Origin of the sequence: Rhizobium sp. B21/90 (assembly GCF_019355815.1) — a bacterium.
Taxonomy (GTDB): Bacteria; Pseudomonadota; Alphaproteobacteria; order Rhizobiales; family Rhizobiaceae; genus Rhizobium; species Rhizobium rhododendri.
On record NZ_CP072162.1, the window covers coordinates 1,019,853 to 1,036,984 of the forward strand.

Annotated in this window: 17 protein-coding genes; 7 read left to right on the forward strand and 10 right to left on the reverse strand. The window is 60.5% G+C overall.

Going from position 1 to position 17,132, the window contains the following annotated elements:
* The first annotated feature begins 261 nt into the window (after positions 1–261).
* Together J5278_RS04910 and J5278_RS04915 are read left to right on the forward strand one after the other, a co-directional pair.
* Entirely contained in the window at positions 262–1,635 is a 1,374-nt protein-coding gene (locus J5278_RS04910; RefSeq protein WP_209184935.1) for a GH1 family beta-glucosidase, read from the forward strand.
* 159 nt (positions 1,636–1,794) lie between these two features.
* Positions 1,795–4,014 (forward strand): EAL domain-containing protein, encoded by a 2,220-nt coding sequence (locus tag J5278_RS04915; RefSeq protein WP_209184934.1) that lies wholly within the window; start codon positions 1,795–1,797, stop codon positions 4,012–4,014.
* 39 nt (positions 4,015–4,053) lie between these two features.
* Here the strand turns inward: J5278_RS04915 and J5278_RS04920 are convergent, their stop codons facing one another.
* Both J5278_RS04920 and J5278_RS04925 read right to left on the reverse strand, forming a co-directional pair.
* Positions 4,054–4,992, reverse strand: coding sequence for a rhodanese-related sulfurtransferase (locus J5278_RS04920; protein WP_209184933.1), 939 nt, complete (start codon positions 4,990–4,992; stop codon positions 4,054–4,056).
* Between the two features lie 92 nt (positions 4,993–5,084).
* Positions 5,085–5,543 carry a CYTH domain-containing protein gene (locus tag J5278_RS04925; RefSeq protein WP_209184932.1) on the reverse strand — a complete coding sequence of 153 codons (459 nt, stop codon included), beginning with the start codon at positions 5,541–5,543 and terminating at the stop codon, positions 5,085–5,087.
* A gap of 158 nt (positions 5,544–5,701) precedes the next feature.
* Here J5278_RS04925 and J5278_RS04930 point away from each other — a divergent pair, with 158 nt between their 5' ends.
* Both J5278_RS04930 and J5278_RS04935 read left to right on the forward strand, forming a co-directional pair.
* Positions 5,702–6,340, forward strand: a complete 639-nt coding sequence (locus J5278_RS04930; protein ID WP_111218820.1) for a 2-dehydro-3-deoxy-phosphogluconate aldolase — start codon at positions 5,702–5,704, stop codon at positions 6,338–6,340.
* 99 nt (positions 6,341–6,439) lie between these two features.
* Entirely contained in the window at positions 6,440–6,655 is a 216-nt protein-coding gene (locus tag J5278_RS04935) for a hypothetical protein (RefSeq protein ID WP_111218818.1), read from the forward strand.
* Between the two features lie 3 nt (positions 6,656–6,658).
* Here J5278_RS04935 and J5278_RS04940 read toward each other — a convergent pair whose 3' ends face one another.
* The 3 genes from J5278_RS04940 to J5278_RS04950 all read right to left on the reverse strand — a co-directional run bounded on the left by J5278_RS04940 (position 6,659) and on the right by J5278_RS04950 (position 9,361).
* Positions 6,659–7,738 carry a nickel/cobalt transporter gene (locus J5278_RS04940; protein WP_209184931.1) on the reverse strand — a complete coding sequence of 360 codons (1,080 nt, stop codon included), beginning with the start codon at positions 7,736–7,738 and terminating at the stop codon, positions 6,659–6,661.
* Positions 7,732–8,376 (reverse strand): DUF1007 family protein, encoded by a 645-nt coding sequence (locus tag J5278_RS04945; RefSeq protein ID WP_209184930.1) that lies wholly within the window; start codon positions 8,374–8,376, stop codon positions 7,732–7,734. The genes J5278_RS04940 and J5278_RS04945 overlap by 7 nt, the downstream gene beginning before the upstream one ends.
* 91 nt (positions 8,377–8,467) lie before the next feature.
* Positions 8,468–9,361, reverse strand: a complete 894-nt coding sequence (locus J5278_RS04950; protein ID WP_142830482.1) for a LysR family transcriptional regulator — start codon at positions 9,359–9,361, stop codon at positions 8,468–8,470.
* 645 nt (positions 9,362–10,006) lie between these two features.
* Between J5278_RS04950 and odc2 the strand changes: the two genes are divergently transcribed.
* The 3 genes from odc2 (at position 10,007) to J5278_RS04965 (ending at position 13,363) form a co-directional block, all read left to right on the forward strand.
* Entirely contained in the window at positions 10,007–11,140 is a 1,134-nt protein-coding gene (gene odc2, locus J5278_RS04955) for an ornithine/lysine decarboxylase (RefSeq protein WP_142830484.1), read from the forward strand.
* A 93-nt stretch (positions 11,141–11,233) separates the two neighbouring features.
* Positions 11,234–11,824: a GNAT family N-acetyltransferase gene (locus tag J5278_RS04960; RefSeq protein WP_111218808.1), complete on the forward strand. Its 591-nt coding sequence runs from the start codon at positions 11,234–11,236 to the stop codon at positions 11,822–11,824.
* 294 nt (positions 11,825–12,118) lie between these two features.
* Positions 12,119–13,363 carry an MFS transporter gene (locus tag J5278_RS04965; protein WP_209184929.1) on the forward strand — a complete coding sequence of 415 codons (1,245 nt, stop codon included), beginning with the start codon at positions 12,119–12,121 and terminating at the stop codon, positions 13,361–13,363.
* Between the two features lie 41 nt (positions 13,364–13,404).
* Here J5278_RS04965 and J5278_RS04970 read toward each other — a convergent pair whose 3' ends face one another.
* The 5 genes from J5278_RS04970 to J5278_RS04990 all read right to left on the reverse strand — a co-directional run bounded on the left by J5278_RS04970 (position 13,405) and on the right by J5278_RS04990 (position 17,132).
* Positions 13,405–14,394 (reverse strand): WD40 repeat domain-containing protein, encoded by a 990-nt coding sequence (locus tag J5278_RS04970; protein WP_209184928.1) that lies wholly within the window; start codon positions 14,392–14,394, stop codon positions 13,405–13,407.
* A complete protein-coding gene (locus J5278_RS04975) occupies positions 14,394–15,503 on the reverse strand; it encodes a GTP-binding protein (RefSeq protein WP_209184927.1) in 1,110 nt (369 codons plus the stop codon). Before J5278_RS04975 ends, J5278_RS04970 begins: the two co-directional genes overlap by 1 nt.
* A gap of 112 nt (positions 15,504–15,615) precedes the next feature.
* Positions 15,616–16,005: a type II toxin-antitoxin system VapC family toxin gene (locus J5278_RS04980; protein WP_209184926.1), complete on the reverse strand. Its 390-nt coding sequence runs from the start codon at positions 16,003–16,005 to the stop codon at positions 15,616–15,618.
* The gene (locus J5278_RS04985) at positions 16,002–16,271 is read right to left on the reverse strand and encodes a type II toxin-antitoxin system Phd/YefM family antitoxin (protein ID WP_209184925.1); all 270 of its coding nucleotides are present in this window, start codon (positions 16,269–16,271) and stop codon (positions 16,002–16,004) included. Before J5278_RS04985 ends, J5278_RS04980 begins: the two co-directional genes overlap by 4 nt.
* Before the next feature lie 69 nt (positions 16,272–16,340).
* Positions 16,341–17,132 (reverse strand): creatininase family protein, encoded by a 792-nt coding sequence (locus J5278_RS04990; protein WP_209184924.1) that lies wholly within the window; start codon positions 17,130–17,132, stop codon positions 16,341–16,343.

Here is a 17,132-nt window from a genome sequence, read left to right on the forward strand (position 1 = left end):
CCGCAGTTTCAGGCCTCGATCCCTCCAGGCCCGGTCAGCTCAAGAGGCGTCAAGGTAACCCACCGTTGCCGGGTTCGGATTGACCGACATCAAGTGAGGGGTGCGATACCAGTCGCGAATCGATGCGGTCATGGAGGGCCCGATTTCAGGTGGCCGGGGTGGGCTTGTCTGCAACGTTGCAGTTTTGACATTCATCATCTGTACAACCGGGCAGTTGCCGGTCTAAATCGTCCACCAGAAGTTCAAGAAACGAGAAATTCCATGATCGATCCAAAAACGATGGCCGCGAGGTTTCCCGGTGACTTTACCTTCGGCGTGGCAACGGCCGCCTTCCAGATCGAGGGTGCCACCAGGACCGATGGACGCAAGGCGTCGATCTGGGACGCGTTCTGCAACATGCCGGGCAGAGTTTTCCAGCGCGACAACGGCGATGTCGCCTGCGATCACTACAACCGGCTGGACGAGGATCTCGATCTTATCAAGGAGATGGGCGTTGAGGCCTATCGCTTCTCGATCGCCTGGCCGCGCATCGTGCCGGAAGGCACCGGGCCGATCAACGAGAAGGGGCTGGATTTCTACGACCGGCTTGTCGATGGCTGCAAGGCACGCGGCATCAAGACCTTCGCGACGCTATATCACTGGGATCTGCCGCTTTCGCTGATGGGTGACGGCGGCTGGACGGCGCGCTCGACGGCCTATGCATACCAGCGCTATGCGAAGACGGTCATGGCACGACTGGGAGACCGGCTTGATTCGGTCGCTACATTCAACGAGCCCTGGTGCATCGTCTGGCTCAGCCATCTCTGGGGTATCCATGCGCCGGGCGAACGAAACATGGAAGCGGCGCTTGCGGCCATGCACCATATCAATCTCGCCCATGGGCTCGGTGTCGAGGCGATCCGCTCTGAGGCGCCGAAGGTGCCGGTCGGGTTGGTGCTCAACGCTGCGTCGATCATTTCAGGCTCGGACACCGCGATCGATCATGCGGCTGTAGAGCGGGCGCACGAGTTTCACAATGGCGCTTTCTTCGATCCGGTCTTCAAGGGCCAGTATCCGGAGTCCTTCCTGGCAGCGCTGGGCGATCGCATGCCCGAGGTCGCCGATGGCGACATGGCGCTGATCAACCAGAAGCTCGATTGGGTCGGCATCAACTACTACAAGCCGGATCGTGTCTTCGACGATGCGGAAAAATCGGGCGACTTTCCATGGACGAAGGAGGCGCCGCCGGTCAGCGACGTCAAGACCGATATCGGCTGGGAAGTCTATGCGCCCGGCCTGAAGCTGCTGATCGAGGATCTCTATCGGCGCTACGAGATGCCGGAATGCTACATCACCGAGAACGGGGCCGCCTATAACATGGGCGTCGTGGACGGTGTGATCGACGATCAGCCGCGGCTCGACTATTACATCGACCATCTCAATATCGTCGCTGATCTCATCAAGGACGGATATCCGATGCGTGGCTACTTCGCCTGGAGCCTGATGGATAACTTCGAATGGGCGGAGGGCTATCGCATGCGCTTCGGCCTGGTCCATGTCGATTATGAGACGCAGGTGCGCACCGTCAAGAACAGCGGAAAATGGTATTCCGAACTGGCGGCACTGTTTCCAAAAGGCAACCATACCGCGACATGATCACCGACGCCAAGGGGTGCTAACCCCTTGGTCCTAGGGTAGAGGCGCGGGGAAATGCAGCAAAAGGTTGTATTATTCCTGTGTCTTTACGCGCGTTCTCAATTTCCTTAACGGTTCTTGAAGACCTGTTCTGCATATTCCGCGCTCAAGGAGTGCCGTATGGGCGCGTTTTCGAAGTTGTTTCAGCGGGATATTGGACGCGATCGTCATTCGATCGTGATGGCCGTGCTGTTTTCGTTTGCGCTCGTGGTCGCTGTCGTGACCCTGATGGTTCTGACGGCCGTCGCCCGGGTGGCAGATTACTCCAACAGGCTCGATGAGAAGCGCTCCTTCCAGACAACGACTGGCGCGCTGAAGACATTCCAGACCCAGCTGAAAGCAACGCTCAACGACTATGCGGCGTGGGACGATGCGGCGAAATTCGTCTATGCGCCCGATGGAATGGATTGGGTGGCAAGCAACTTCGGGGGGATGTCTGCGAACAACCCGCTTTTCGACGGTGTGATCGTTGTCGATGAGGGCGGAAAGCCTGTCCTCACGTACCAGAACGGCAAGCCCAGCACCGAACCTATGAAGAGCATGCTCGACCCTGCGATCTGGTCTTTGCTCGACACGGCCCGTTCAGCGCCCGCGGGAGCAATGCCGGAAGCGGCCGGCTTTATCCACACCAGCAACGGCGTGGCGGTTGCCGGCGTGGCGCTGGTCCGGCAGAAATCGGGGACCGTCCCGGTGCCCGTAGGCCAGCGGCGCTATCTCGTTTTCATTCGCCACCTCGACGCCGATCAAATCAAGGCGATGGCAGATAACTATGTCATCAACGGCCTGCATCTGGTTTCAGCGGACACGGCATCGGCGATTGCGGTGCCGGTCGTCGATCCGCTCGGCAAGACGCTCGGAAAGATGGTCTGGCAGTCGAGCATTCCCGGCGACATGAGCTACCAGCAGGCTCGTCCTCTGGTGGCCGGCGCTCTCGGGTTGGTCGGCATGTTCTTCGTCGTGCTTCTGATGCTTGGATCGCTTGCCAACAAACGTTTGCGGGCAGAGGAAGCGGCGGCGCGCGAGGCGGCCCTGCAGGACCGGCTGTCCGGGCTGCTCAACCGGGAAGGCATGCGGGTTCATGTCGACCAGATGATCGAGCAGGCATCGCTTGATCGCAGCAACGTGCTGCTCCTCTATCTCGATCTCGACGGCTTCAAGGAGATCAACGATTCCTACGGCCATGGTACCGGCGACCAGCTTATCCGCGCCATCGCTGCCGGGCTTAAGGTCCTGGTGCCGGAAAACGCCATTCTTGCGCGGCTGGGCGGCGATGAATTTGCCGTTGCCTTCCCCGGCGAAGACCTGAATGACGGCCCAGCCCTCGGCCTTGCCGAACAGGTGCTCGATTTTCTCTCGGAACCGCTCGAAATTGGTCGCCGCGTCATCGTGGTCGGCGCCAGCATCGGCATCGCCATGTCTCCCGAAGGCCGCGTCGGTCGTGAAGAAATGGTGCGCCGCGCCGATCTCGCGATGTACAAGGCCAAGGAAGCAGGCCGCTCCCGCATGATGTGCTACGACAGTGACATGGACACCGATCGAGAAGGTCGCAATGCCATGGAGCTCGATCTGCGTGCTGCGATCGAAGGGGAAACCCTCGGTGTGGTCTACCAGCCGCTGGTCGATGCGGCGACGCATGCGATGATCGGGGTCGAAGCGCTGGTGCGCTGGGATCGCCCCGGCTACGGGCCGATATCCCCTGAAGTTTTTATCCCGGTGGCCGAAACCAGCGGCCTGATCGAGGGGCTGGGGCTGCTGGTTCTTCGGCGGGCCTGCGAGGCGGCCGTCGCCTGGCCAGGCATGCGTATCGCGGTCAACGTTTCGCCGAGCCAGTTCCGCAATCCGGCCTTCGCCGACTATGTGCGCTATGTACTAAAGCAGACGGAGATCGATCCCGAGCGCGTGACGCTGGAGATCACCGAAGGCTACATCATCCAGAACCCAAAGCGGATACGCGTGGCCATCGAGCGTCTGAAGGCGCTCGGCGTCAAGGTGGCGCTCGACGATTTCGGATCGGGCTTCTCGTCGATCGGCTATCTCCGCCAGTTCGGCTTCGACCGCATCAAGATCGACAAATCGCTGACCATGGGCGTGCTGGAAGGCAAGAGCGCCCGCGACATGCTGCAGGCAACGGTGGCGCTTGCCCGATCGCTGGATATCCCGGTGACCGCCGAGGGGATCGAGACCGAGGAGCAGGGGATCGCGGTGCGGCTATTCGGCTGCGACGAGTTGCAGGGATATTTCCACGGCAAGCCGATGACGGCCGCCGACATTACCAAGCGCTATCAGGCCGAGCTTCGCGATGCCGAGGAAAACGGGCAACGGGTCGCCATTTCGGGCTGATATCCGGCCTGGCGCATTTGCGCACTTTTGCTGGAAACTCTAGCCTCTGTGGGCGCGGCCGGTCTTGCGGGCAAGCTCGATCTGGCGCTGGCGTTCGCGGAACCTTTCCCGGTCGCTTTCGCTTCTGACATCGTAGCACTGGCTGCAGGAAACTCCGGCCTCGTAGTAGGGCGAGGTGACCTCTTCGGCGGTGATCGGCGTGCGGCAGGCATGGCAAAGCTTGTGCTCGCCTTCCTTCAGCCCGTGTTCGACAGAGACGCGTTCGTCGAAGACGAAGCAGGCGCCCTCCCAGAGAGACTCTTCTTCGGGCACTTCCTCGAGATATTTGAGAATGCCGCCTTTGAGGTGATAGACCTCGTCAAAGCCTTGCTGCTTCATGAAGGCCGTCGCCTTTTCGCAACGGATGCCGCCGGTGCAGTACATGGCGATTTTGGGCTTGTTGTGCAGCCCGGTGTTCTGCCGAACCCACTCCGGAAACTCCCGAAAAGTCTTGGTCTTCGGATCGAGGGCGCCCTTGAAGACGCCGATGGCCGTCTCGTAGTCGTTGCGGGTGTCGATCAGGATGGTATCGGGGTCGGAAATCAGGCTGTTCCAGTCTTTCGGCGCGACGTAGGTGCCGACGATGCTGTTGGGGTCGATGTCCTCGACGCCCATGGTGACGATTTCCTTCTTGAGCTTCACCTTCATGCGCACGAAAGGCATCTTCGACGCCCGGCTCTCCTTGTGCTCCAGCGCGGAAAATTCCGGCAGGGCGCGCAGGAAAGCAAGGACCGTCGATACACCAGCGTCCGTGCCGGCGATGGTGCCGTTGATCCCCTCATGGGCGAGCAGCAGCGTGCCCTTGACGCGCTGTTCCTCGCAAAGCCTCTGCAGCGGGTCGCGCATGGAGGCAAACCGCGAGAAATCGGCGAAATGATAGAGCGCTGCCACCAGAAAGGGGCTGACGCCTGAGGGCGTGGACGAGGTGATGTCGGTCATGTGGTCGAAATACAGCCTTGAGGCCTTTGACGCAATGTCGATTTGCGACCCCTGTGGCAAAGCTGGCTCGACAGTGGTCGAGGGCAGGCATCCTAGACTTCGGAGCGCATCGCCAGTGCCTGGTTGGAATAGCGGTGCTGGCCGGTGACTTCTTCGCCAAGCCAATCCGGCAGCTCGGGATTATCATCCTCGTGCCCCATCTCGACCTCGGCGATCTGCAAGCCCGCATGCACACCGTCGAACACGTCGATTTCCCAGGTAAACCCTTTGTACGGCACCTTGTGGCGGGTCTTGATAATCGGTACGCCAACGGCCTTCGTCATCAACTCCTCCGCATCGGCCAGGGGAATGGGATACTCGAATTCGTCGCGGGTCATGCGCTTGCCGATCTTGACTGTCAGCGTCGCCTGCGTCCCGTTGGCAAGCCTGATACGGACGGATCGATCCTCCATCGAGGCGATGTAGGCCTGTTGCAGTCCGATCGTTTCGGCCACCAGATCCCGCCATCCGTCGTGCCGGACCAGGAATTTGCGTTCAATCTCTTTTGCCAATGGTGTCAGCCTCCCCCGGCCTCGTCCTGTTTCAGGCAGGCTAACCGATGTCTGCGGCATTTCCTACCCGGGCGGGCAGTTGCCCGCTTTTGTCTCGACAAGGATGTTCAGGAGGGTTATCGAAGTCTGAAATTCAATCGTTTTCTGGAGTGTCGGCGATGGGTGAAAAAACCGAAAAGCTGCTAGCCATCCTGCAATATGCACCGGTCGTGCCGGTGCTGATCGTCGACGACGTGAAGTCGGCAGTCCTGCTTGCCCGGGCCCTGGTCGCCGGTGGACTGAAGGCGATCGAGATCACCATGCGTACGGCGGCAGCGCTGGATGCGGTGCGTGCCGTGGCCGACGAAGTCGAAGGCGCCGAGGTTGGCGCCGGTACGATCCTCAACGTTGCCCATTGGGAAGCGGCCGTCGAAGCCGGTTCGAAATTCATCGTCAGCCCTGGCACGACGCAGGAGTTGCTCGATGTCGCGCGACAGTCGAGCGTTCCCTTGCTACCGGGTGCGGCGACCGCGAGCGAAGTCATGGCGCTGCGCGAAGAGGGCTATCAGGTGCTGAAGTTCTTCCCCGCCGAGCAGGCCGGCGGTGCAGGCTATCTCAAGGCGCTTTCGTCGCCGCTGGCCGGAACGATGTTCTGCCCGACGGGCGGCGTATCTCTGAAGAATGCCCGCGATTATCTGTCGTTGCCGAACGTCATCTGCGTTGGCGGGTCCTGGGTGGCGCCAAAGGAGCTTATCGCTTCGGGCGACTGGGCGGGAATCACCAAGCTTGCGGCGGAAGCTGCGGCACTGCGCGGCTGATACGCGTTCGAGACTGCCGGCCCGTATCGGACCGGCAGTTCGTCATCGATCCGCTCCCGAAGCGCAGTGGCGCCATCGGCGCTTCAAGGGGTAAGCTGCTTGACCGATAAAAAGTCGGAAAACCGATCGTCAGCAATCGCTGCAGCGATCATCCTGCTCGGCGCTGGTACGGTGCTGTACCTGATGCCGGATGCCGTGTTGTGGATCGGTCAATTTTCACCCTGGCTGGCGACGGGTTTCGGCGCTGCCGTCATTCTCTGCTTTTTTCTGATCTTCTGGCTGCGGGCTAGATATCAGCGACGCAACCGGTCCTGATCTCTAGGTCTGCAACGACGCGCCCAGCAGGACGATACCGGTTACAATCACGAAGACGGCGCCGAGAAGCTCTATGCCGTTGCCCACCCAGGTGGACTTTGCCGATCCCGGCCCGGCGAGGCGCATCGCGAGCCCCTTTGCAGTGACTGCCATGATCGCCAGCATCGACACAGTGATGGCGGTGCCGAGCGACATGGCGAACACCGACAGCACGCCGCCGAGCAGCAGGCCATTGAGCATTGCGAAGGTCATGACCAGCAGGGCGCCGGAGCAGGGGCGAAGGCCGACGGCGACAATGGCCGACCAGGCTTCACGCGCGCTGAAATGCTCCGCTTTCAGAAGCAAGGGATCGGGCAGGTGCGCACGTCCGCAATCCTCGCAGACCACCCCGGCCGTTCCAAGGGTCGGGGCATCGCAGTTGAACTGGCCGGCAGACGCCACGGTGGCGTCGTTGCGGGCGAAGGCACCGCTGTCGAACAGCGCGACGCTGACAGGGCCGGCAAGGGTCGCCATTTCCATGCGGCGCTCGGGCATAGCGCGCATCATCGAGCGCAATTTGCGAAACAGCAGCCAGCAGCCGAACAATATGACCATCACGAAGGAGGAGATCTCCATGGCGTTGGTCGCTTCGGTCATGGTGATGCCGCTGCCACGCAGCACGAAATAGGCGGCACCAACTACGGCAACGGCAACCACGCCCTGGACGAAGGCGGACACGAAGGAAATCGCGATGCCGCGTTTCAACTGAATCTCGTTGGCAACCATGTAGGACGAGATCACCGCCTTGCCGTGGCCGGGACCGGCCGCGTGGAAAATTCCGTAGGCGAAGGATAATCCGATCAATGTCGAGAGCTGCCAAGGATCCTTGCGCATGGCGCCGATCGATTGGGTCAGGGCGCGATAAAACGCCTGTTGCTGGTCGTTGACGTAAAGGAAGATCGGCGCAAGAGGGCCGCCGATTGGTTGGAAGCTCGGTTCGGCGGTACCGATGCCGAGAGGCGACCCGGTGGCGTGCGCGAGGCCGGTCGCGGCGAGGAGGAGCGTAACTGCAAGCGACGCAAAGGCAAGGCGGCGGTTCAGCATTGAGCATCGATCCGTGTTGCAAACAGTTTCGACATGGTCGTCCCGGTCGGGTCGTTGAAGAAAGCGTCGGTCAGCGATGACTTGTTCTCGGCGATGACCTCGTCCGGGTCGGGGCGCACGACCTTCGTGGTGCAGGATTTGAAGGTGCTTCCGATGGTCACGAGGTCGCCGTCTGTCGGGAAGTCGATCGAGGTGTAGAGCGTCGGGTCGTAGATGCCGAAGGAAAGTCGGTTACCCTTCATCGGCATCGGCTCCGCCGGCGAGACCTTGAAGAACATCAACAGCTGTCCGTCCTTGTAGTCGACGTGAATGACATCAGGCTTGTTCACCTTAATCGCCTTTCCGTTCAACGACATGTTCACGTAGTAATCGTAGTCGGCAAGCGAATCGCGCACGGTGGCGCCGACTGCGGTCAGTTCGTCCGGGTCGAGCTTCAGGTTGGCGTTCTTGTCGAAATCCATCAGCACCGAAGACGAGAATACCTCGTCGAACCGCCAGACATTCTGAAGCTCCTTGACGTTGCCATCATCGCCGGCCACCACCTCAAGCCGCGCCTGCACGAAAATATGCGGGTGGGCAAATGCTGCGGCGGGCGCCAGCAACAGCATTGCGGCGAGCAGGAGGGTTGTTTTCTTCATGAGCCCTCGGCGCATCGCAGGTCATCGTTCATGGTGCAACTTCGTGAAAAAATGAGACGGAATTGGGACCGGTCCAAGTGGGGCAGGGAGCCTAGCCGTTCTTGCGAAACCAGTTGTGCAGGTAGTCGACGAAGATGCGCACCTTTGCCGGCAGGTAGCGCCGATGCGGGTAGACGGCGTAGATGCCGCGATCTGTCGGTATGTAGTCGTTGAACAATGTCACCAGTGCGCCGCTCTCGATGCTCTTGCGGGCGATAAAGTCCGGTACGATGGCAAAACCGATGCCGGCCAGCGCGGCGCGTAATGTCGCATGCGGGCTGTTGACCTCCATCGGGCCAGTGATGGGGACATTGAACCAGGTGCTGTCGGGGTTGCAGAATCGGATGCTGCCCTGCGCACGATTGTTGGTGTCGATGATGAAGGGGATGCGGGAAAGGTCGCTCGGATGATCGAGGGGCTGATGGCGGTCGAGAAACTCCTGCGTGGCGCAGATATGCACGCGAAAATCCGAGATTTTCCGGGCGATCATGCCGGAATCCTCGAGTTTGGTAACGCGCACGGCGACATCGAAGCCTTCCTCGATCAGGTCGACGAAGCGGTCCTCTGCAGCGATCTCCAGGGAAAGATCCGGGTTTTCCTTGGCAAAGTCGATCAGCGACTGGCCGACATCCGCATCCATGAAGGTGCGCGGCACCGAAACTTTCAGCCGGCCTTTGAGCTGGACATTGTTTTCACGCACGAGGTCGGCGAGATTGTCGATCTCTTTCAGGATATCGGAGGCGGTGCGAAAATAGGTGTGGCCAGCTTCCGTCATGGAGAATTGCCGGGTGGTCCGGTTGAGCAGCAGCGCGCCGAGCTCGTCTTCGAGTTCCCGCACATATTTCGACAGCAGCGCCTTCGAGCGCCCGGTCTTGCGAGCGGCGGCCGAAAAACCCTCGGCTTCGACGACATCGATGAAGGCGCGTATGCGGGTGAGGGTATCCATTTTTCGCGGTAATCCTGTTCTTCAACGGGATAGACCCATGACGAATCCCGGGATCGTGTCAAGTTTTACCATATGCCATCAGGCCAGCATGACGGTCTTCGAGCCAGTGTCCTGCTACATCATTCGGGTGGCTTTTCGCCTTCGTCGCTAACGATTTTCGGCATCCAGTTGACGCCGCGCAATTTTTTTTGACTTCAGCCAAGAAAATTCTTGATTGTTACAACGAATGTTCTTATCTCCCGGTCAGCCCAAAGTCGCACGTGCCCATGGGTGTCCGCTGGTCCTCTAATTGGTGAGGATACGGTAAGGTACCTGGAATTAACCCCTCCAGTCGCTATCTCGGCCTTCCGAGAAATGCGAGGACATCTGAAGCAACGACGGTGCGGGCCTTTTTGTTCTCTTCCGGCTTTCCATCAGCCGGGGTTACTGAAGAGGCACACCATCATTGCCGGAAGTGCGGTAGGGAAACCTCCAATCCAAGGCAGACAAAGCCGAACCTATGCCATCCTGTGGCGTTGGTTCACTGATCGAGCATCGTGCGTTCGCCAAGGATCCGGGGTCTCCACCGGCTGGGTCCTAGCGTGGATTCGCGTATGCCCTTTGTCCTCCGGTCTGACCGCCGGAGCCTGTATTGAAGGGACTAACATGACCACTCAGCGCATCCGCGACTTTCTCGCAACCCGACGTCCCGACGGCCCTTGCCTCGTGCTGGATCTCGACGTGGTCCGCGACAATTTTCACGCTTTCCGCCACGCCATGCCGGACAGCTCGATCTATTATGCCGTCAAGGCAAACCCGGCTCCTGAAGTGTTGAAGCTTCTGGCCGGCATGGGCTCCAACTTCGATTGCGCGTCTGTCGCCGAAGTCGAAATGGCGCTCGACGCTGGCGCAACGCCTGCTCGCATCTCTTTCGGCAACACAATCAAGAAGGAGCGCGACATCGCTCGTGCGCATGCACTCGGTGTAAGCCTTTTTGCCGTGGACAGCCATGAAGAAGTCGAGAAGATGGCCCGTGCCGCTCCTGGCGCCCGCGTATTCTGCCGTGTGCTGACGGATGGCGAAGGTGCCGAATGGCCTCTGTCGCGTAAGTTCGGCTGCGTTCCGCAGATGGCTGTCGACGTCCTCGTCTATGCACATCAGCTCGGCCTTGAATCCTATGGCGTGTCGTTCCACGTCGGCTCGCAGATGACCAAGGTCGATGCCTGGGACTCGGCTCTTGCCGATGCCAAGCGCGTGTTCGTTTCGCTGGGCAAGCAGGGCATCCACCTGCAGATGGTCAACATGGGCGGTGGATTTCCGACCAAGTACCTGCGCGACGTTCCTGCTGCCGAAGCCTATGGCAAGGCCATCAACCAGAGCCTGCGCGATCACTTCGGCAATCAGATCCCGAAGACGATCATCGAGCCAGGTCGCGGCATGGTCGGCAACGCCGGCGTCATCAAGGCGGAAGTCGTGCTGATCTCGAAGAAGTCGGACAATGACGAAGCCCGCTGGGTTTTCCTCGACATCGGCAAGTTCGGCGGTCTCGCCGAGACGATGGACGAAGCCATTCGCTACCCGATCCGCACCGAGCGCGACGGCGACGAAATGGAGCCTTGCATCATTGCCGGCCCGACCTGCGATTCGGCCGACGTGCTCTACGAGAAGAACCTCTATCCGCTGCCATTGTCTCTGACGATCGGCGACGAGGTGTTCATCGAAGGCACCGGCGCCTATACGACGACCTATTCGGCTGTGGCGTTCAACGGGTTCGACCCGCTGAAGTCCTACGTCATCTAGGTCGACTTCGCCGGCCCCGGGAAAGACCGGGGCGGCACCTTCACAATTTTCATTCACAGCCGCTCATAACGGTATTGGGTACGGGAGGCCGACATGGCCGCTGTTCTTGATTCTGTACGCGCACTCTTTGCGCCGTCCACTTTCGCAATCGATCACGAAAACGCAGGCGACGTCGTTGCCCGCGAGAACCTGCTGAACCGCGCCATGGGTGCCGGTCGCACACGGAAATCCTCGGAAAAGCTGCGTCGCGGCTGCATTCCGGCCGAAGGCCTGGCACTTGTTGCCCGCGACCGCAGCGGCCATGTTATCGGGACCGTGCGCCTCTGGAACATCGAGGCCGGTGTGAACCGCGAAACACAGGCCGTCGATGCCCTGTTGCTCGGGCCTCTCGCCGTCGATTCGGACCACGAGGGCAAGGGCATCGGTGCGGCCCTGATGCGGGCTGCCATTCTCGAGGCGAAGCAGCGCGGCCATGGTGCCATCCTGCTGGTCGGCGATCCCGCCTATTACGAACGCTTCGGCTTCTTTGCCGAAAAAGCGTGCCATCTCGTCATGCCCGGCCCATTCGAGCGTCATCGTTTCCTGGCGCTGGAACTGAAGGACGCATGGCTGGAAGGTGCTGCAGGCATGCTGGTTGCCAGCGGCCGCAGGCTCACGCAGGCCAAATCGCGCCGCGCGGCCTGATCTCGGACTGACGACGCTGCATGGACAGCGTCGTCCCAGCTCCCGCATGTTATTGCGCGTGTACTACCCGCCTCGTTCGCGGCTACACAATCGCGTCAATCTCGCGTTCGGCGGAACCTTTCTTCCATCCTCGATGTTTGAGCTGCGGTAGCGCGTTTGGTATCGACGTGCCGTTGGCTTCTGCGGGGATCGCGCAAGACAGCCGCCGACAGTGGATGTCATACGGGCCCGTTCACTCACCAGACGGCTTCCGGACAGTGCCCGCCTTGCCGCCATCTTCGGACCGGAGGCCCCATGTCCGCCATAGATGATATCCGCTCGCTTACCCCACAACAGCGCAACACTGTCATCGCCAGCTTTCTCGGCTGGACGCTCGATGCCTTTGACTTCTTCATTCTCGTCTTCGTCCTGAAGTCGATTGCCGAGGAGTTCAAGACGGATATTTCGGCGGTCTCCGTCGCCCTCTTTCTGACTTTGGCAATGCGGCCGGTCGGCGCCCTGATTTTTGGCTTTGCTGCCGACAAGTTCGGCCGGCGGGCGACGCTCATGGTCGACGTGCTGCTTTATTCTGTGTTCGAGCTGGCGTCGGGCTTTTCGACCAGCCTCACGATGCTCATCGTCTTTCGCGTCTTCTACGGCATCGCCATGGGTGGCGAGTGGGGCGTCGGTGCATCGCTCGTCATGGAAACGATCCCGGAGAAGGCGCGCGGCGTCGTCTCGGGCGTGCTGCAGGCGGGTTACCCATGCGGCTATCTCATTGCGTCGCTTGTGTTCTTCTTCCTGTTCCCGGTGATCGGCTGGCGTGGGATGTTCATCATCGGCGCATTTCCGGCGCTGCTGGTTCTCTATATCCGCCGTAATGTCGAGGAATCGCCGTCATTCCTTAAGAACAAGGATCGGGCGCGGCGACCTTTCCTCACTGTTCTGCGCGAAAACATTCCCCTGTTCATATGGTCTGTCGTGCTGATGACCGCGTTCAATTTCTTCAGTCACGGGACGCAGGATCTCTACCCGACTTTCCTCGAAACCCAGCGCGGCTATTCCACCCACACAGTCGGCGCAATCGCCATCGTCTACAATATAGGCGCGATCCTTGGCGGGTTGTTCTTCGGCAGCCTTTCGCAGCGGATCGGCCGTCGCAAGGCAATCGTCATCGCTGCATTGATTGCTATTCCGATCGCGCCGCTATGGACGCTGGCGCAGACACCGGTGATGCTGGCGGCGGGCGCCTTCCTCATGCAGTTTTTCGTACAGGGCGCATGGGGTGTCGTGCCGGCACACCTGAACGAGCTATCGCCGTCAGAGGTACGCGGCACCTTTCCGGGCTTCGCCTATCAGCTTGGCAACCTGCTCGCCTCCGGCAACGCCACGCTGCAGGCGGGCCTCGCCAGCCACTGGAACGGCAATTACGCCTATGCGCTGCTGCTTGTGGCCGTCATCGTGGCTGCGGCCGTGGCTCTACTCGCCGGCTTCGGCTATGAGAAGAAGGGGACGACCTTCGAATTGCCGCAGGAAGACCATAAGGCTTCCGTGCCATAGTCTGGACGCTCGACAGAGCGTCCAACTGATACGTTTGGCAGCTATGCCGCTATGTCGACGACACCGCAATCGCCGGCAGCCGATGCAAAGGCCATCGTCTTGCCGGATTTGCTCCAGCTCATCGAGGTAATCGCTCCGTTACCCGGGCGGCGCAAAAGCGCCTCCTTGCCGTCGGCTACCCGCACGGCCAGAATCATGCCGTCGATGAAACCGATGGCGACGATGTCCTCGGCCGGATGGAAGCGCACGCAGGTCGCCATGATGTTGGCGCGGGTACCAAGCTCCAGCGGAGCCTTGCCCATCGGCCCGTCCTTGCCCTGGAACGGCCAGACAATGGCGGCGGGAGCGCCTGATGAAGCGAGCCACTTTCCCTTCGCGGACCAGGACAGCGACTTTACCTTGGCGGGATAGCCTGTCATGCGCATGTGGCGGGCATCCGAGCCTGCCTTGGGGTCGAGCTTCCAGCCATGCAGCGCATTTTCCTGCATGGTCGTGACGACAAACTGGCCGTCCGGCGAAAAGGTAACGCCGTTATGGGCGCCTTTCCATTCGAGATCGACTGAGGCACCCGACGTGCCGACCCAGTGCAGCGTCACGCCGTTGTAGCGCGCCACGGCGATCCGCAGGCCTTTCGGTGCAAAGGCGATGCCTTCGACGGTGCGCTCCTCGGCAAATTCGCGTGTGCTCCCGTCGGCAAGCACGACATAGGTCGTCTTGCCGTGTGCATAGGCGATGGCGCCCTGGGGACCCGCCGCCACTTGGGTGATCCACTTTCGTGGTGCTTCGGCAATCTGCGTTATGCCGCCATCGGAGGAGATACGCTGCACCTTGCCGCTTTCTCCACCGACGATCAGGCTTTCGCTATGGGTGTCGCGGACGCAGGTGAGAAGGCCCTGATGGGCTTCGGTCACTTTTTCGCCACCCTCGAACCTGCGAACCGTGCCGTCGGCCGCAATGAAATAGGGAACATCGTTCAGGAACTCGACGGCCAGGACATGGCCGTCGATATCAATCGGCGCAACTGTCGGCATCAGGCGGCCGCCTGGCAGGCCTTGAAGCTGGCTTCCAGCTTCTCGCGGTCAAGTTCGCGACCGATGAAGACGAGGCGGCTTTCGTGGATTTCGTCGTCCTTCCAAGGGCGCTGGTGGTCACCCTCGATGATCATGTGAACACCCTGTATGACATAGCGCTCGGCATCGCCCTTGAAAGCGATGATGCCCTTCAGGCGCAGAATGTTCGGGCCCTCGGTCTGGGTAATCTTCTGGATCCACGGGAAGAAGCGGTCGGCAATCATCTCGCCGCCGCGCAGGGACACAGACTGGACAGTGACGTCGTGGATCGGCGAGGGGCCGTGGTTATGATGGTCGTGGCCGTGATGATCATGTCCATGGTGATCGTGCCCGTGATCATGGTGGTCGTGATCGTGATGATCGTGACTGTGGTCGTGGTCGCAATCCGGGCCGCAGACGTGCTCGTCACCGGCAGTCAGGAAATGCGGGTCGTTTTCCAGCGCCCGCTCCAGGTTGAAGGCACCCTGGTTGAGCACGTGGGCGAGATCGACTCCGGAGCGGCTGGTCTTGTAGACGCGGGCGGCCGGGTTGATGGCGCACACCACATCCTCGATCTGGGCAAGCTCGGCCGGCGAGACAAGATCGGTCTTGTTAATGATGACGACATCGGCGAAGGCGATCTGGTCCTCTGCCTCGCGGCTGTCCTTGAGGCGCAGCGGAAGGTGCTTGGCATCGACCAATGTGACGACGGCATCGAGTTCGGTCTTGGTGCGGACGTCGTCGTCCATGAAGAAGGTCTGGGCAACCGGTACGGGATCTGCAAGGCCGGTGGTCTCGACGATAATGCCATCGAAGCGGCCGGGGCGGCGCATCAGGCCCTCAACGACGCGGATGAGGTCGCCGCGCACAGTGCAGCAGACGCAGCCGTTATTCATTTCATAAATTTCTTCGTCGGATTCGACGATCAGATCGTTGTCGATCCCGATTTCACCGAACTCGTTGACGATGACGGCGTATTTCTTGCCATGGCTTTCCGACAGGATGCGGTTCAGCAGCGTCGTCTTGCCGGCGCCGAGATAGCCGGTCAACACGGTGACGGGGATTGGCTTAAGAGCGACTGGTTCGGTCATGGGAGCCTCGAGAACTGGAGGGGGCCGCAAGGGCGGAAATGGGGTCGGTCACCATATAAGGATACGGTTCCGGCAGTTCAAAGGCTTTTATTGTAATAGAATCACATTCCCGTCACGGCGCGATGGCGGGGACGATATCGGTGCGGGCAAAATCATCGCCGATGAAGAGCAGGGGGCAGCCGAATTCCCGGGCCGTGGCGTAGGAGAAGCAATCGCCGAAGTTGAGGGCGGCGCCGTTGATACTCTTCCCCCAGCGGTTAAATGCTTCGCCGGCCAGTCGCGCGCGATCCCTATCGACATCCACGATCGTGATGAAAGGCGATGCTAATAATTCTGTCATCTGTTTAGAGATGTTGCGACGTCTGGCGACAATCAATGCCTCTAATACTGTTCCTGCAGATATCAAGATTTCGGTTTCGCGATTGAAGACCTCACTGCATACCGATGCCTTCGGCTCAAGCAGCAGCATTGCGACAGGAGCCGAAGTGTCGATAACGATCATATCGGCAGACCGAATTCATCATAGAGAAAGTCTTGGCTGCGGGCCGCATCCGGTCCCGGCGGAAGATTTTTGCGGCGAACTTCTGCCTGGAGACGAGCAATCAATTCCGATTTTTTCTCGGGCGTAATCGATACCCTCACCTCCGGCACCAACTCAAGCTTCACGGCAGGGCCTCCGGCCTGGGTCAGGACGACCTCTTCGCCCTGTGCCGCAAGACGCACCAGCTCGGTGAGTTGCCCTTCTGCCTCGGCGATGGAAATGCGCATATCCGCCTCCTGTTCGGCGATACAGCCTAAGGCAATATGGGCGATCTATGGCAGCAGCGCAAGTTTTGGCTAGCGCAGCTCAGCGACCTCGAAAGCATCTACATCCTGCAGCAGTTCTATCAGTCCGCCAATTGCATGCGCGATCAGCGCCTCGCCTTTTTCCGCTGTGGCTGCCGCCGCGTTGCCGGCGGCTCCTTGTTCGTTGAGGTCGGACATTTTCCAGCCGAATGCGTGCGGGCCGTAGGCGCGAAGGTGGCGGAAGCGCCCTGCAAAACCCGACTGGCGGGAGGGGAAATCCGCGGTCTGGGTCATGTCTACGGCGTCTGGATGAAGCGCCAGCATGACCGACGTCTCGATATCGCCGGCGTGGATATCGATCGCCTTGTTCTCCGGAGAGATCGCGCCATCGGGCACGCCAAAGCGCGTCCAGCTTGTGGCGACGACCAGCATGTCGAAGCGGATGCGAGCCTCGGTGGCGACGATGGTCATCAGCGGCGCGTTGCCGCCGTGGGCGTTGAGCAGGACGAGTTTGCGGATGCCCAGGCGATGCAGGTCGGCGGCGATGACGAGCCAGCGTTCGATGGCATCCTGATAGGCGAGGGACCGGGTGCCGGCGACATGCAGATGCTCCGGGGAGTAGCCGACCGGTTCCACCGGCAGCACCGTGACGGGCAGGTCACTAGGCAAGCGTTGCTCGAGGCGATCGACGATGCCTGCGGCGATCAGCGTATCGGTCTCGAACGGCAGGTGCGGGCCGTGTTGTTCGTGGGCGCCGAGTGGCAGGATGGCGATCCAGCCGGCGCGTTCCCGCGGCTGCAGGTCGGTATTATTGTCTGCGAAGCGAAATGACGGTCGCGTCAT